Below are 15,800 nucleotides of genomic sequence, written 5' to 3' on the forward strand. Positions count from 1 at the left end.
AGTCACGCGGCCAAAGCCTCGGCCTGCGGCTGGTCATCCGCCACGGCGGCCACTTCTTCCTGTGCTTCGGCTTCGCCATCCGCCGGCGCGTCCTGCCCGGTCTGCTGCGGGCCTTCGGAGCGGAAGATGGCGGGCATCCAGCCGGTGCCAGCGGCCAGCCGTTCGGCTTCGCTGGCAATGTCGCCCTTCTTCAACTTCGCCAGTCGGGTGACGTGCGAGGGCGCGAACCCGCCAACGGCTTCCAGAATCGCGGCCTTCGGCACATGCCGGAAGTAACCCTCATTGGTGGGCTGCCACCACGCGGCCATATCCAGCCCCACGGCCTGCGCCAGTTCCGCGCCGGGCTGGTGCGGCGTGGCGCGAGGCGTCACCACGTCCACCGTGGAAGCTAAGCACACGGCCAACAGCCGCACCAGTTCATCCTGTGATTTCGCCAGCAGCGCGGCGAACAGTTCGGCGCTGTCCTCCGGCAAGGTTTCGCCTGCCACCTGTTGCAGTTCGCGCAGCGCCACGGCGGCGGGTGATTCCGGCCAGTCCGGGGCCATGCCTTCCAGCCGGTCTTGCACCGTGAGGCGCACACCCAGCGGCAGGTCGTGCCCGTAGTGCCTTTCCTGCAAGACGGTCTGCACCATGCCATGCACCACGGCGGCCAGCGCTGCTTGCGGATGCCGTGCAACTTCGATTTGCAGCGCAGCGGTACGGTGCGCGCTCAACCGCTGCGCCAGTCGGTCAGACATGGCGGCGGTCTTGGGCTGCTCGTCGTCCTCGCCTGCGTCCTCGTTCGCGGCTTCGCCTTCGCTGCCGAAACCCTGCCGCAGCCGCTCCAGCGTGCGCAGTGCCTTGGCCTCCGCTTCGCGCAGCAGCCCGCGATGAATCGCGGCCTGCCCGTCGCGGTCGATGGTGACAATGGCACCGGCTGCGGCCTTCACGTTGGCCGCATAGTCCAGCAAGCCATCTTCCAGCGCCTGCAACTGCTCGCCCAGGCGTTCGCCTTCTTCCTGCAAGGCATCGGCCTTTTCCTCGTCCTCGTCGTCCAGCGCGGCATCCACCGCCTCGGCCAGTTCGTGCAGCTTGGTTTGCAGCTTCTCGATGCGCTGCGCGTCGCGCTTGTTCGGACTGCGGCGTTCCCTTGGCGCACGCTGGAAGGCTTGCAGATCGGCATGGGTCATGCCCGGCGTGGCATCCACCCACGCCCAGCCCTCGGCCTGCACCTTGGCGGCGATACCTGCCAGCTTGTCCTGCGCCAGCCGTTCCAGCAGTGCGGCATCGGTCAGATACACGCCTTTGTCGCCCTCCGCGAACAGGTCGCGGCGGATGCCACCGCCTTCCTGCTCGTAGCCGTCCAGCCCGACAAAGCGCACCAGCGGATGCCGGTAGGCGTCGATTTCGCGTTCGGTCAGGCGGTCGCGCAGGTTGTGCGGGCCGCGCTGCCATGTGGGCGCATCGTAGAACGCGGCTTCCTGCGCAGCATGGTCGTCGGTGATGGCGAGGGCCATCAACTGGTCAAGGCTCACGGCCTCGGCCCGGTAGTCGGCCAGCAGGCGCGGCGACACGTTGGCGAGTTTCAGACGGCGCTGCACCACCAGCGGCGTGACGCTGAAATCCGCTGCAATGTCCTCGATGCTGCGGCCTTCGGCCACGAGCGCGGCGAACGCCTCGAACTGGTCGGCGGGGTGCATGGCTTCGCGCTGCACGTTCTCGGTGAGGCTGGCCGTGCGGGCGGTGCCATCGGCCACCAGCAGGCAAGGCACCTCCCATTCCTTGCTAATGCGGTGCTTTTTCGCCAGCAGCTTCAACGCTGCGAGGCGACGGTCACCGGCCACGACCTCGTAATGCTCGCCATCGGCGGCGGCAATCACGATGAGGTTTTGCAGCAGGCCGACACGCTGGATGCTGGCGGCGAGTTCGGGAATGGACATGCGCGGGGTCTTGCGCACGTTGCGGCCAGTGGGACGCGACACCAGCCGCGACAGCGGAACCAGAATCAGGTTCTTGGTCGGATCAGCGGCTTCCAGCGGGATAGCGGCGGCGGTGTTGATGGCGCGGGCTTCGGTTTGGGTAACGGCGTTCATGGTGATAACTCCTATCGGTTCAGGGATGCAGCAGCGAAGAAAGCGACAAGGGCTGCTGCCTGCCCCTGCCGCGTGGGGATTCAGGCTTTCAACTGGCGCATGCCATCGGCCAGCAGCCAGAGGGCGCGATTTAGTCGGATGTTTTGGTCGATGCCCTGCACCGGGCGGGTTTGCTGTCGGCGCCCGTTGGCGCTGCGGCCACGCAGCCCGCCTTGGGTCAGGTTTTCTTGGGTGCGGTTGAACACGCTCCACAGGTCGGGGCGGCGGTCGTCGAAGCGGCGCGGCATCAGGATTTGCGATTCCGTGATGGGCGCGGGCTTGTCGGGGTCGTCGTACTTGAGGGCGAGCGCGGCGCGGGCGAACACTTCGGATTCGCCATCGTCCAAGGTGATGCCGCGCATGGCATCGCGCGATTCCTTCACCCGATCGAAACCGCTCAAGACTTCGTAAGCCCCCTCAATGACCAGACCGGCCACGTCGCCTTTATGGGGCACTCGCACATCGGCCACGGTGTTGCCGCAGACAAGGCCATTGCTGCACACGAACCGGAACATTCCGGCCAGCATCTGATAGCTGCTGGTGCCGTCGTGCGAGTTCAGCAGCACGATTTCGTTGGCCTCCGCGCCGTTGATCTGGCTGGCATGGCGCAAGCGAATCATGTGTTTGGTGTGCTCGCGCTTGCCTTCGTCGCGCACGCGGGTTTGCGTCACCATGAAAGGCTGGAAGCCTTCTTTGCGAAGCTCGGTCAGCACGGCGGCGGTGGGGATATAGGCGTACCGCTGCGAACGGCTCTCGTGCGGGGCATCCGCGAAGATGGACGGGGCCACGCGGTGAATCTGGTCGTCGGACAGCGGGTAATCGCTGCGCAGCGAGGGGGAGCGGAAAGCGAAACGGGATGCGAGTTGCATGGTCTTTCTCCTGACAAAAGAGGTTTGCTGTTCACACCGCACACCGGATTTCTAGATTCGGAGCCCAGCCTTTCGGCTGTTTGGTGCGGTCGGCACGAGGAACCCGGTTGGCCCTGTTGCCACCGTCTTTCCTGAGTTCATCGCCCGCGCCCAAAGGAGCGCGCGGACGGGGGCCGTCAAGGAGCCAAGCGCAGGGTTGGTGCGGCCCGCAGGCGCAGCCGAGGACACGGCCCTGCGCGCCTTGACGGCACACGGTCGCGGGCTACGGTCGCGGGTAAGGTGATGAAGTCAGGGGAGACGGCTGGACAAGGCAACGGCCATCCCTTTGTGCTGACCGCACGCAAGCGAAGCGCGCAGGCCCGAAGCTGGAAGCCGGGCCGTAGGCGTCAGCGATGCGGAAGGCTGGCGAAGCCAGTCCCGCCAGGGATGAGCGACTAGCGAACCTGGAGCAGCGCGATCCGCGAAGCGGAGACGCAAGAGGACTCTTCGTTTACCATTTGTTTCGCAAGCAAATGATGGGAAAGCAAGAACACGGAGATATAGAGATGATTGTCTGCATCAACCGCCTCAAACAGTTCGGAATCTTCAGCGACTTCAATGGAACGAAGATCCAAAAGTTCGGCCGGTACAACCTGGTCTATGGTTGGAATGGAACAGGCAAGTCAACGTTATCGAATCTATTCTCTTGCTTTGAGCTTCGCTCGATGGTTCCCCGCTTCAGCACGGGCCAATTTTCAGTAGTTCTGGAGGATGGCTCAACGATCACGGAATCCACACTCCACTCATCCCAATTGAATATTCATGTTTTCAATCAACGCTTCGTGCATGAGAACATTGATTGGGACAAATCCGTAAAGAGCATCCTTCTTATTGCGAAAGAGAAGATTGATGACTTGCAGAAGCTGGAGAAGCTGAAGAGCGAGCTTCAGTCGAAAAAGAAGGCTCACGACGACAAGCAAAGCGATATCAAGAAGCAGCGTGAGGCATTAGAGAAGTTCCTGACCAATGCTGCCAAGAAAATGAAGCTTGGACTTCAGGCGATTGATACGAGCGACAGTTATTACTTGAATTACGACCGCCGCAAGCTCTTCAACTTCATACAGAATAACGGCGAGACAATTATCAAGGCGGAGTCGGTTCTTCCAGATGAGAGGGTTATCGACCTTACGAATGCCGCCAAGCCAGATCAGCTTCCAAGCATTGCTTTCGCCTCAACGGCCATTGAGCCGGACTACTTTAAGAAAGCGGCGGGCCGCATCAGAGATTTGATTGGGACTACGGCGGTCAATCAAGCAATCCAGCGGCTGACCGATAACCCGGAAATCCGCGAATGGGTTCAAGCAGGCTTGGAAATCCATAAAAACCACGACTCGCAATCCTGCGAGTTCTGCGGCTCTCCGTTCGCCCAGCTTCGTGCCGAGGCGCTTGCTGCCCACTTCAGCAAGGAGTTCACGGAGTTTCAGAGCCGACTTCAGAACGCGGCGACATGGATTGAATCTCAAGGCGCTCCAGCTAATCAGTTTCCCGCATCGACCGAGTTTTATAAAGAACTATCGGCCGAGGCAGAGAAGCTTCAAAAGGACTACGCAACTGCTGCTGAAAAGATCGACCAGCAAATCGACGCCTGGCGGGAAGCCCTGAAGGCCAAGATCACAGACCCTGGGAAGACAGACATTCAGATCTCGGATGTGGTTGAAGACGATGTCACCAATTTCAATGACATCCTGAAATCGATTGTTGCTCTCGTTGGAAAGCACAACAATAAGACTTCAAATTTCAAATCTGAGACCTCAAAAAGCAAGGTGGCACTGGAGCTTCACTTTGCTGCGGCTGAGGTGCAAGAGTTTGACTATGCTGGAAGTGAGAAGAAGTGCAATGACCTTGAGTCAGAAGCAAAGAACGACCATAAGGAAATTGAAAAAATTAGTCTAGAGGTCGGAGCCATAGAAGCGGCGCTCTCGAATGAAACGGTCGGGGCAAAGGAGTTCAATGACATCCTGCATCGCTTCATTGGCCGCTCTGAGCTTTGCCTGAACTTCAATCAGAAGAAGAAAGGCTATGAGATCATCAGAAACGGGGTTGGTGAGCACGATGGGAATTTGAGCGAAGGTGAGAAAACTGCGATTGCATTTGTCTATTTCATCACGAAGCTCAAAGAAAATGGAAATAACATCAAGGATACGATCGTCGTCGTTGACGATCCGGTCTCAAGCTTTGATTCTAATCACTTGTTTCACGCCTACTCGTTTTTGAGAACGCAATGCACTGAAGCCAAGCAACTTTTTGTGCTGACTCACAACTTCACTTACTTTAAGCTAGTGAGAGACTGGTTCACTGGCACCAATAGGAATCGAGTCAAAAAAGGCAACGCCGAGAATTGCTTCTTTTATCGCCTGGATGCGCCACCTGGCTCCCCTCGTCACTCCCTACTTGTGGATGCCGACGACTCACTCAAGAACTACGGTTCCGAGTACCACTATATCTTCAAGAAGCTCTACGAATATAGGGCGCACACAACACTCAATCGAGATGAGGCGTTCTTGACCGCCAACCTCGCCCGAAAGCTTGTTGAATCGTTTTTCACCTTCAAATATCCAAGGCGTCGAAGCGACATTAGTCAATTGATGGAGGCTGGCCTAAAAGATTGCACCATCACGACACCAGAGCTTAAAGAAAAAATCTACCGCTTTATCAATAAGTATTCACATAGCGACGTTATTGAGATAACAGAGGAATCCGCAGAAAACTTGGCAGGCGAAAGCCACAGCGTCATCGGGAACATCTTCCAGTGGCTGGAAGAGGTGGACAAGAAACATTACGACGAGATGATTCAGGTTGCGACGGCCTGAGCATCAGGCCGCGAGGGCCATAGCTATGCCACCAGGCGCAGCAAAAAGGGGCCGAAGCCCCTTGGGCTAGATCAGCCCATGCTCGGCGAACGATGCCGTTTCGTTGCCCGCAACGATGATGTGATCGAGCACGCGCACGTCCACCAGACCCAACGCTTCCTTGAGCCGCTGGGTCAGCGCCCGGTCAGCCGCGCTCGGCTCGGGGTTTCCGCTCGGATGGTTGTGCGAAACGACGACCGCCGCCGCATTGAGCCGCAGCGCCTCCTTGACCACTTCGCGCGGATACACCGACGCACCGTCAATAGTGCCGTGGAACATCTCCCTGTATTCGATCAGACGATGGCGCGTATCCATGAACAGCACTACGAACACCTCATGCTCGAAGCTGGCCAACTTTGTACGCAAGTATTCCTTGACCGCCGCCGGCGAAGTGAACTCTGCTCCGCGCCGCATTTTCCGGTCAATGACCTGGCGCGCAGCTTCCAGAATGTCGTCGGCCGATGCCGGTAGATAGCGCCCGTGCGCGTCGCGCACCAGCAGACAGGAATCGAACGAGGGAAAGGACAGTTGCGACATGATCGTGCTCCGGTTGCTCGGGCGGAATTGCCCGGAACCGGCGGCAGCACGGCGCAGCGCAAGCAGTCAGGGGTCGCAGACGGCCGCCAGGACGCAAGCGCGCATGGCGCGCGCCGCCCTTGACGGCGAGAACGCCGTGATACGGTGAAGGGAACAGCAAGACCGCCCACACCCGCCCACTGCACAGAGTCGATTTTTGGCAAGCGGAGCGCGCAGGCCCGGATCAACGAGCCGGGACGGAGGCGTCAGTGATGGAAGCCCGACAGGGGCGAGACTCGCGCAGCGAAGCTCGATGCGCAGCACGACAGCGCGACGGCGGCACGCCGGGACGCCCGACTGCTTGGGACAGGACTACTCGTTGTCCGTCTTGCGCTGCTCGATTTGCAACTGCGCCCGTTGCGTTGCCTGTTGCAGCCGCTCCACCAGCACGCCCCTCGGCGGCAAGGCGGTCAGATACTCGGCAACGTGGATGCCGGACTTGTCCAGCTCCAGCAATTCGATCTGCTCGCGCTTCTTGCCGGTGCAAAGGATGATCCCGAGCGGCGAGGCTTCCTCCGGCTCCCGTTCGTGCTTGTCTAGCCACCGAAGGTAAAGCTCCATCTGCCCTTTGTAGGCCGCCTTGAAGTCACCTACCTTCAACTCCACCGCAACCAGCCGCCGCAGCTTGCGGTTGTAGAACAGAAGGTCAAGGTGGAAATCCTCGTCGTCGATCGGAATGCGCTTCTGCCGGGCGACGAATGAGAAGCCCGCGCCCAGCTCCAGCAGGAAGGACTCCATTTCACGGATGATCGCCGCTTCCAAGTCGCCTTCCTGCCAAGTGTCCCGCAGGCCCAGGAAGTCGAGGATGTACGGGTCGCGCATGACCAGGGCCGGCGACATGCGCTGCGCATCGCGCAGGGTCGCCAACTCCTGCGCTATGGTTTCTTCCGGCTTTTGGGAAAGCGCCGTGCGCTCGTACAGCATCGAGTCGATACGCTCGCGCAGCGTCCGCACGCTCCAGCGTTGGGTGCTGGCCATCTGTGCGTAGTAGTCCCGCTGGAGCGGGTCTTTCAGCGGCATCAGGGCGATGAAGTGCGTCCAGCTCAATTCTCGTATCAGTGATACGAGAATTCGCTCGTCGGGGAAGGTGGCGGCGAACTGCACCATGCGGCGCAAGTTCTGCTCTGCAAAGCTGCTGCCGTACTCCTCCACCAACTGCGCAGCCAAGGTGGGCAGAACTTCCTTGCCGTAGGCGCCCCGGCGCCTGTCCAAGACCTGCGTGTGGATGCGTTGGCCGATGCGCCAGTAGAGCATCGTAAGCTCGCTATTCACCGTCGAGGCGGCGCGCAAGCGCGCCGCCTCGATCAGTGCCCGAATGTCGCCCAGCAGCGCCGCGGGCGCTGCGAGCGATGCTGCTGATGGCCGGCGCCCGTTCATGCCACCGCCTCCGCAAGCTGCCGCGCGCCCGTGATGGCTTGGCGGCGGCTGGCCACCAGCTCGGCCGCCTCGCGCACCGGCTTGTCCTCGGTGTGGACGTAGTGCATGAACATCGCCACGGTCTTGTGGCCCGTCAGCTTCATTCCCACTTTGGTCGGCACACCGGAATTGGCAATGTCGGTGGTCGAGCGATGACGGATGCCGTGCGTGCCTACGTGCGGCACGCTGGCGGCCTTGAGCGTCCGGCACCAGCCGCCATAGTGCTCGCCAAAGGTCAGGTGCTTGGCCGGGTCGTTCGGCGACGGCAGGACGTAAGGGCAGCCTTCCAGACGCGGCGCCGTCGAAAGCAGCCGATAGGCTTCCTCGCTCATGGGCTTGGAAATGCCGCCAACCTTGCTGTCGGGCCACACCACGCGCCGGTTCTCGAAGTCCAGCCAGCTCCATTCGAGCGGGCAGATTTCGGAGCGCCGCGCCGCAAACTCGAATTGCAGCCGGATCGCCAACGGGATGACGTAGTTCTCCAGCCCCTCCGCCTCCAGTTTCTCCAACTGGCGGAAGATCCGCACCATTTCCTCGTCCACGATGAGCCGGGTTTCCTTGCCCGGCGGGTACATCGGGACGTGGCGGCACGGATTCGTGCCGTCCGGGCGGAAGCCCCAGACTTCGGCCAAGTTGAACATCTTGCGCAGCACGCCGAAGGTCTTGTTGGCCTCGGTCGGCTTGTAGGCCAGCTTTTCCATGAGCCCCGCAATGTCGGGCCGCTTCACGTCATGCACCTTCTTGCGGCCCAGCAGCGGGATGATGTTGCGGTCGATGACGCCCTGGTAGCCGTCCTGCGTGCTGACCTTGTTGCGCTTCTTGGAGTAGTCCTCCATGAACTTTTTGCACAACTCGGCCATCGTGGGCGCCTTGCGCGCCTCGGCCTTGGCACCGCCGGGATCACCACCCCGGCGAACCTCGGCCAGCCAGTCCTGCGCTTTGACCCGCGCCTGTTCGACGGTTAGCTCCCCGTAGAGTCCCAGCGAGGGCTTGCGGGGCTGGCCAGAGTTCGTGCGGTACTGGAGCATGAACACCCGGCGTCCCGTCGAGGTAATCTTGCAAAGGAAGCCGGGCACGACGGTATCCCGTAGTTCGATGTCCTTCGCCTGGGGTTGCGCCGACTCTACGGCGGTCTTGGTGAGCTTGATCTTTGCCATGATGACTCCTTGGAACGACCCGGATTCCAGGAGCCAGATAGGAGCGGCGCGAGGGAGAACCGGGTCAAGTTTCAGAAAGCACCGGCATATGATGGAAGCGCGTAAGCTATTGATAAACCTGCTGTATCGGGCTACGTCGCAGTCCAGCGAACTACCGGGCTGGAGTCATCGTGAAACAAAAAAACCGGCCATCAACGCCACGCCAGCCAACGTCAGCAACAGGGCAACATCTACTTCGATCATCTGAGTGTGTTCCTCGGGTCAGCCTTGAACCAGCAAAGGGTCGGGGCGGATGACAATGGGTTGGGCGAAGCGCGAGTAGCCGAACAGGCGAATCAGCAGGCGCCGGTTGTCTACCAGCGTGTCCCGGCCGTGCAGTGTTCGGGCGTTGTTTATCAACAACGCTGAGTCAGGCTGCAGTTCGAAAGACAGCGGCCTGGTGGCTTGAACCAGCGCTACAAATGCATCAAAGGCTCGGCTTGCAGCCTCACTGGCATGGCTGTTGAGCGAGAAGCGATAGGCGTTGTAGCGCAGTGCAAAGCCACCATTGGCGTCGAACTGCAGCATCGATATCGCAGTGCCCGCGTCGCCTTGGCCTGCGACAAAGCATTCACTGCGGGTGAAGTCGAACGATGCTGACGTCAGGGCCAGCGCGTGCAGGGTGCCGAGGCGCTCAATGATGTTGGCCAGCGGCAAGATCCTGGTTGCCTGGCTGGCCGGGTTCCAGCGTGCGGTCAGGATCAGTGCCGAAGGCGCTGGAGAGTGCCCGGCATGGGCGAGTACCGCGCAGTTGTAAGGCGCTTCGGTGTGTAACCCCAGTTTCAAGCCTGAGTGGGAACTGAGCTCCACCGCTGCGCCTGTTGGTTCATTTTCCAGCGATACGCGGCCACCGCCTTTGAAATTGCCGACCAGGCGCATCTGCTTGCCGTCATTGTCGATATCGAAGGCAAAGGATCGGTAGCGAACCAGTTCAAGCAACAGCTGGTTGCGTGCCGCCAGATACAGGCAGCGTGGGCATTGTTCGAGGGTAGAAAGGCCAGGTAGCTGCTCAGGGGCCGGGTCTGCCCCCGGATGCGGCAGGTGTGAAAACATCAGGGCAGATAACCGCCCATCGGCAAAACGCTGGACAACGGCCTTCTGTTCTGGCGTCAGCGTGGATTCGAAGGACTTGATCCATTGTCGGGCAGTGCTGGCAACACCTGGCGACTCTGGGCCTCCTGTGCTGGCGAGACGCTGGCTGGCAGCAGCAAGTTCACGACCTTGATGACTATCAAAGTTCAGGTGTGCAACGTCCGGATCCTGCATGGGGAACATTCCTTGTTATTGATTTTCTTGGCAAATCCGTATTGGCCGAATTTCAGCTGACGTTTCAGATGGGCTGATTACGCCAGATCGGCTAGTTCAACGCAGATTGCTAATGCGGAGGAAGTCAGACATTTCCGTATGGCGTGTAAGCCGATTCCCGGTTTGTGAAAACGGTAACGGCAACGCTGGATCGAGACGCCAGATAAATGCTGTAGCGGCCTCAGGTTGGACTTCCCAGGCCGGAAAACGCAAAATGTGCCTTTTCCTCAATCAATCTGACCGGACCTGCTGACTCTATGCGAATGCGCCTGATGCTGTTGGGTGGTGGAAATGCCCTAGGGCAAGCGCTGATTCGTCTTGGGGCCGAGGAAGACATCGGCTTTCTGGCGCCGCGCCCACCTGAGCATGGTTGGGATCCGGCCAGTCTGACTCAGCTGCTGGACGACACCCGCCCCGACGCGGTGGTTAACCTCGCGTACTACTTCGACTGGTTTCAGGCCGAGTCGGTCAGCGAACAGCGCTTGGCGCTGCAAGAGCGCTCGGTGGAGCGGCTGGCCGAGTTGTGCCAACACCACAACATCATCCTGATTCAGCCTTCTAGCTACCGTGTGTTCGATGGCTCGCGCGCCACCGCCTACAGCGAAAAGGATGAGCCGGTACCGCTCGGCCTGCGTGGCCAGGCGCTGTGGCGGATCGAGCAGAGCGTACGGGCAACCTGCCCACAACATGTGCTGCTGCGTTTTGGCTGGTTGCTCGACGAAAGCATCGATGGCGTACTCGGGCGTTTTCTGACCCGTGCCGAGCAACCACAGGAGCTGCTCCTGGCCGATGACCGTCGCGGCAACCCGACCCCGGTGGATGATGCCGCGCGGGTGATTCTCTCGGTGCTCAAGCAACTGGATTGCGCCGCGCCGCTGTGGGGCACCTACCACTACGCGGGTAACGAAGCCACCACGCCGCTGGCGCTGGGTCAGGCTATCCTCAGTGAAGCGGCGCAGCTGCACAAACTGGCCGTCACCGCACCGACCGCGCAGGCGCATGCGGCACGAGCTGATGCGAGCGAAGAGCCGCAACATGCGGTGTTGGCCTGCAAAAAAATTCTGCACACTTTCGGTATCAAACCACGGGCCTGGCGCTCGGGTTTGCCACCTCTACTGGATCGATTCTACCGTCATGGCTGATGCCCCAATTCTGATCACCGGTGGCGCGGGCTTCATCGGCTCTCACTTGAGCGATGCGTTGCTGGAAAAAGGCTATGCGGTACGGATCCTCGATGATCTGTCCACTGGCAAGCCCGACAACCTGCAAATGGCCAACCCCAGGCTTGAGCTGATCAAGGGCGATGTCGCCGACGCCGAACTGGTCAAGCAAGCTGCCGCAGGCTGCCAGGCTGTTGTGCATCTGGCTGCCGTTGCATCGGTGCAGGCCTCGGTGGATGACCCGGTGAAAACCCACCAGAGCAACTTTATCGGCACGTTGAATGTGTGCGAGGCCATGCGCCTCAATGGCATCAAGCGTGTGCTGTTTGCCTCCAGTGCGGCGGTGTATGGCAACAATGGTGAAGGCCTGGCGATCGAAGAAGATGCGCCGAAAGCCCCGCTGACACCGTATGCCGTAGACAAACTGGCCAGCGAGCAATACCTGGACTTCTATCACCGCCAGCATGCGCTGGAGCCGGTGGTGTTCCGCTTCTTCAACATCTTCGGGCCGCGCCAGGATCCATCCTCGCCGTACTCGGGGGTGATCAGCATTTTCTGCGAGCGCGCCCTGAGCGGTCAGCCGATCACCCTGTTCGGGGATGGTGAACAGACTCGGGACTTTCTCTATGTGGGTGACCTGGTCAGCGTCATGGTCCAGGCCCTGGAGCAAGCGCAGGTTGAGGAAGGAGCGGTGAATATCGGCTTGAACCAGGCCACTTCGCTGAACCAATTGCTGGACGCGCTGAAGTCGGTACTGGGTGATTTGCCGGCAATCAAGCATGGGCCTGCGCGTTCCGGCGACATTCGCCATTCGCGGGCGAACAACCAGCGCTTGCTGGCGCGTTTTAACTTTCCTGAGCCGACGCCTATCGCCGAAGGGTTGGCGCGGTTGTTGGGGCGCTAAATGCATCGCGGGGCAAGCCCGCTCCTACAGCTGTAGGAGCGGGCTTGCCCCGCGATCGACCTGAACCCTCAGATCAGAACTTGTAACCTACACCGACCATGTAAACCCATGGATCGACATCGACGTCGACCTTGGTCTTGCCAATCCCCAGGGCGCTTGGGCCGTCCATGGTGGCCTTGGTGTCGATATCGACGTACCAGACTGCGGCGTTGACCAGGAAGTGGTCGGTGATCATGTAGTCCATACCCAGCTGACCAGCCAGACCCCACGAATCTTTGAGTTTCAGGTTGCTGAAGCCTTGTGCCTTACGGTTGCTGCTCAGGTCTTCGTCAAAGAACATGGTGTAGTTCAGACCGATACCGGCGTACGGCTGGAACTTCGAAGTAGGCTCCATCGGGTAGTACTGCAGCGACAGGGTCGGTGGCAGTTGTTTGATGTCGCCGAGTTTGCCGTCCAGGCCCGCACCCAGGCCCTTGACGCCAACGGTGTGTTGGAATGGGGTGGCTGCCAGCAGTTCCAGGCCGATGTGGTCGGTCAGCATGTAGGCGAACGTCAGACCGAGTTGGGTGTCGCTGTCCAGAGTGGCCTTGGTGCCCGAGGCTTTGCTGCCATCGAGTTTGATTTCACCGCTGTCTTCATTGGGAGCGGTAGTGATCGCGCCAGCACGCAGGATAATGTCGCCTGCCTGGTGTGCATGGGCAACAGGGGCTGCGAGCGCCAAGGTAATGAGCGAGGCGCTGAGCAAGGACTTGTTCATGGAAGCTCCCAAAGGACGTTTAGAATTAAGTACGTCCAATGGTAAAGAGCCACCAGTTTTGCAATTTGACCCAGCTCAAGAAAACCGCTGAAGCCTCGGCATGGGGCATTTATTCTAGTTCGTAAGCGTAGATTTTCTCGGCGTCCATCTGATAACCGGCATCGGCCAGCTCACTGCTGGTGTTTTTTACCTGCATCCGCCCCTCGATCCAGTACGGCTGATAGAGGTCTTCGACCCTGACGCCCATCTCGCTGACGATATGCACGATCTGGTTCGACGGCGGTGGCGGCACGTGGATGCAGGCGCCGTAATAGGGCACCAGCAAAAATTCGGTGGTGCGACCTTCTTCGCTGACTTCCAGCGGCACGATATAGCCCGGCAACTTTACCTGTTGGCCATCGAGCGCTTTTACCACCGGGGCGTTTGGCGCCGACTGGCGGGCCGCCGGTGCAGATTCTGCGGCCAGGGCATCGCCCAGTTGCGAGAGATCGTGCATCGGCGCCAGCTGCGGCTGGATGATCGGCGCGCCCGCTGGGATCAACTGCGGCCACTCCAGTGTGCGGGGTTCGCTGGCCCACAACGGCGTGGTTACCAGCAACAATAACGACAGCAGAACACGTGGCATTGAATGTCTCACAGGTGAATGGACAGGCCGTCGGCCAACGACTGCCGATAAGCGCGCCAGGCGGGCACACTGCCCATCAGCAGGGCGGCGCCCAGAATCAGTGCCAGCAAGTTCCATTCGTGGGCGCTCGGCCAGGCCAGCGGCAGGTACAGCCCATAGTTGGCTTGCACATAGCCCTGCGCCAGGGCAATACCGATGTACAGCAAGCCCAGGCCAGCGGCAATCCCGACCAGCGCCAGCGCCAGCGCTTCAAGCACCAGCAGCCCGGCAATGTGCCAGGGGCGCGCGCCCACCGAGCGCAGGATCGCCATCTCCCGGCGCCGCTCGTTGAGGCTGGTGAGGATGGCGGTGAGCATACCGATCAGGCCGGTCAGCACAACAAACAGAGAGACAACAAACAAGGCTTGCTCGGCCGTGCTCATCAAGCTCCAGAGTTCCTGCAGCGCGACCCCGGGCAGAATCGCCAGTAGCGGCTCGTTGCGGTACTCGTTGATCTCACGTTGCAGGCTGAAGGTCGAAATCTTGTTGTTCAGGCCCAACATGAAGGCGGTAATGGCGGCGGGCTTGAGGTCCATCTCACGCGCTTGTTCGGCACTGATGCGCCCGGCGCCGCGGGCTGGTACGCCGTTGTGCCAGTCGATGTGGATCGCCTCCATGCCGCCCAGGCTGATGTGCAGGGTGCGGTCTACCGGCGTGCCGGTGCGTTGTAGCACCCCGACCACAGTGAACGGTTTGTCGTCATGCTTGACCAGGCTGATAGCTGCCACGCCGTGGGCCAGCACCAGCTTGTCGCCAAGTTTGTAGTGCAGGGCCTGGGCAACTTCGGCACCCAGCACCACCTCGAACGGGTCTGTGGCAAATGCCCGGCCTTCGGCCAGTTGCAGGTTCTGTTTGCGTGCGTACTGGTAGTGCTCGAAGTAGCTGCTGGTGGTGCCCATCACGCGATAGCCGCGATGCGAGTCGCCGAGGGAAATGGGGATTGCCCATTTCACCCGCTTGTCGTTGGCGAAGTGCTCGTAGCTGTCCCAGCGGATGTTGTTGGTGGCATTGCCGATGCGAAACACCGAGTACAGCAGCAGGTTCACCGAGCCGGAGCGGGCGCCGACGATCAGATCGGTGCCGCTGATGGTGCTGGCAAAGCTGGCGCGGGCCTCGGTGCGCACACGCTCCACGGCCAGCAGCAGGCATACCGACAGGGCGATGGCAAAGGCCGTGAGCAATGCGGTGAAACGGCGGTTGGCGAGGCTCGCCAAGGCAAGACGGAGCAGGTACATCAGGCCTCCAGATCGTTGGCAGGCTGGGCCGCGCGGTTGAGTTCGGCCAGGGATAGCTGGCGGTCGAACAGGGCTGCCAGGCTCTGGTCGTGGCTGACGAACAACAGGCTTGAACCGGCGTCACGGCATTCGGCGAACAGCAGGCGAATGAAGGCTTCACGGGTATCGGCGTCGAGCGCCGAAGTGGGTTCGTCTGCAATCACCAGCTCGGGTTGGCCGATCAGCGCGCGGGCCGCCGCTACCCGTTGTTGTTGGCCGATCGACAGGCTGTCGGCGCGCCGGGCGAGCAAGGTGGGGTCTTTCAAACCCAGGTGGGCCAGCAGGCTGGCAGCCGCCTGATCGATGCTGCCGTGGCGCTGCGCAGCACGCTGTGCGCGGCTGCGGGAAAAGCGGCAAGGCAATTCGACGTTTTCCCGTACCGAAAGGAACGGCAGCAAATTGAATTGCTGGAAAATGTAGCCGGTGTGGTCAACCCGAAAGCGGTCTCGGGCGGCCATTTTCAGCGTGCTCAGGTCTTGGCCAAGCAAGCGAATGCTGCCGCGCTCAGGCGTGTGTACACCGCCAAGCAGGCCGAGCAGGGTGGTTTTGCCACTGCCACTGGGGCCTTTGAGGAACAGTGATTCACCGGCCTCAAGGCGCAAGGCGGGGATATCCAGCAGAGGGGCTTGGCCCGGCCAGGCAAAGCCCAGGTCGGTCAGTTCAATCAGTGCCTGGCTCAT

Annotated in this window: 13 protein-coding genes; 3 read left to right on the top strand and 10 right to left on the bottom strand. The window is 60.6% G+C overall.

The genetic code is table 11. The annotated features are described in order from the left end of the window. Positions 1-2 precede the first annotated feature (2 nt). Both ACVWSC_RS02915 and ACVWSC_RS02920 read right to left on the bottom strand, forming a co-directional pair. A complete protein-coding gene (locus ACVWSC_RS02915) occupies positions 3-2,072 on the bottom strand; it encodes a ParB/RepB/Spo0J family partition protein (RefSeq protein ID WP_000994919.1) in 2,070 nt (689 codons plus the stop codon). Between the two features lie 80 nt (positions 2,073-2,152). Then, entirely contained in the window at positions 2,153-2,980 is an 828-nt protein-coding gene (locus ACVWSC_RS02920; RefSeq protein WP_003092327.1) for a DUF932 domain-containing protein, read from the bottom strand. 392 nt (positions 2,981-3,372) lie between these two features. Here ACVWSC_RS02920 and ACVWSC_RS02925 point away from each other — a divergent pair, with 392 nt between their 5' ends. After that, positions 3,373-5,829: an ATP-binding protein gene (locus ACVWSC_RS02925; RefSeq protein ID WP_001223964.1), complete on the top strand. Its 2,457-nt coding sequence runs from the start codon at positions 3,373-3,375 to the stop codon at positions 5,827-5,829. A gap of 66 nt (positions 5,830-5,895) precedes the next feature. On the opposite strand, the gene radC is transcribed toward ACVWSC_RS02925, so the two are convergent. From radC to ACVWSC_RS02945, 4 genes are all read right to left on the bottom strand, one after another. After that, positions 5,896-6,405, bottom strand: coding sequence for a RadC family protein (radC, locus tag ACVWSC_RS02930; protein WP_003092330.1), 510 nt, complete (start codon positions 6,403-6,405; stop codon positions 5,896-5,898). A gap of 351 nt (positions 6,406-6,756) precedes the next feature. Beyond that, the gene (locus ACVWSC_RS02935; protein WP_003092331.1) at positions 6,757-7,821 is read right to left on the bottom strand and encodes a PDDEXK nuclease domain-containing protein; all 1,065 of its coding nucleotides are present in this window, start codon (positions 7,819-7,821) and stop codon (positions 6,757-6,759) included. Beyond that, positions 7,818-9,017 carry a tyrosine-type recombinase/integrase gene (locus ACVWSC_RS02940; protein WP_001062689.1) on the bottom strand — a complete coding sequence of 400 codons (1,200 nt, stop codon included), beginning with the start codon at positions 9,015-9,017 and terminating at the stop codon, positions 7,818-7,820. The genes ACVWSC_RS02935 and ACVWSC_RS02940 overlap by 4 nt, the downstream gene beginning before the upstream one ends. A 261-nt stretch (positions 9,018-9,278) precedes the next feature. After that, a complete protein-coding gene (locus tag ACVWSC_RS02945; protein WP_442111941.1) occupies positions 9,279-10,322 on the bottom strand; it encodes a TauD/TfdA family dioxygenase in 1,044 nt (347 codons plus the stop codon). A 296-nt stretch (positions 10,323-10,618) separates the two neighbouring features. Here ACVWSC_RS02945 and ACVWSC_RS02950 point away from each other — a divergent pair, with 296 nt between their 5' ends. Further along, entirely contained in the window at positions 10,619-11,503 is an 885-nt protein-coding gene (locus ACVWSC_RS02950) for a sugar nucleotide-binding protein (RefSeq protein ID WP_442111943.1), read from the top strand. Continuing rightward, positions 11,496-12,425, top strand: coding sequence for an NAD-dependent epimerase/dehydratase family protein (locus ACVWSC_RS02955; RefSeq protein WP_442111945.1), 930 nt, complete (start codon positions 11,496-11,498; stop codon positions 12,423-12,425). Before ACVWSC_RS02950 ends, ACVWSC_RS02955 begins: the two co-directional genes overlap by 8 nt. A 73-nt stretch (positions 12,426-12,498) precedes the next feature. Here ACVWSC_RS02955 and ACVWSC_RS02960 read toward each other — a convergent pair whose 3' ends face one another. From ACVWSC_RS02960 to ACVWSC_RS02975, 4 genes are all read right to left on the bottom strand, one after another. Next, positions 12,499-13,182, bottom strand: coding sequence for an OmpW/AlkL family protein (locus ACVWSC_RS02960; protein WP_442111947.1), 684 nt, complete (start codon positions 13,180-13,182; stop codon positions 12,499-12,501). Positions 13,183-13,291: 109 nt separating this feature from the next. Then, positions 13,292-13,807 carry a DUF3299 domain-containing protein gene (locus ACVWSC_RS02965; RefSeq protein ID WP_442111949.1) on the bottom strand — a complete coding sequence of 172 codons (516 nt, stop codon included), beginning with the start codon at positions 13,805-13,807 and terminating at the stop codon, positions 13,292-13,294. 8 nt (positions 13,808-13,815) lie between these two features. Beyond that, positions 13,816-15,081: an ABC transporter permease gene (locus tag ACVWSC_RS02970; RefSeq protein WP_442111951.1), complete on the bottom strand. Its 1,266-nt coding sequence runs from the start codon at positions 15,079-15,081 to the stop codon at positions 13,816-13,818. After that, positions 15,081-15,800 (bottom strand): ABC transporter ATP-binding protein, encoded by a 720-nt coding sequence (locus ACVWSC_RS02975; protein ID WP_442111953.1) that lies wholly within the window; start codon positions 15,798-15,800, stop codon positions 15,081-15,083. Before ACVWSC_RS02975 ends, ACVWSC_RS02970 begins: the two co-directional genes overlap by 1 nt.

The organism is Pseudomonas sp. NUPR-002 (assembly GCF_056322725.1).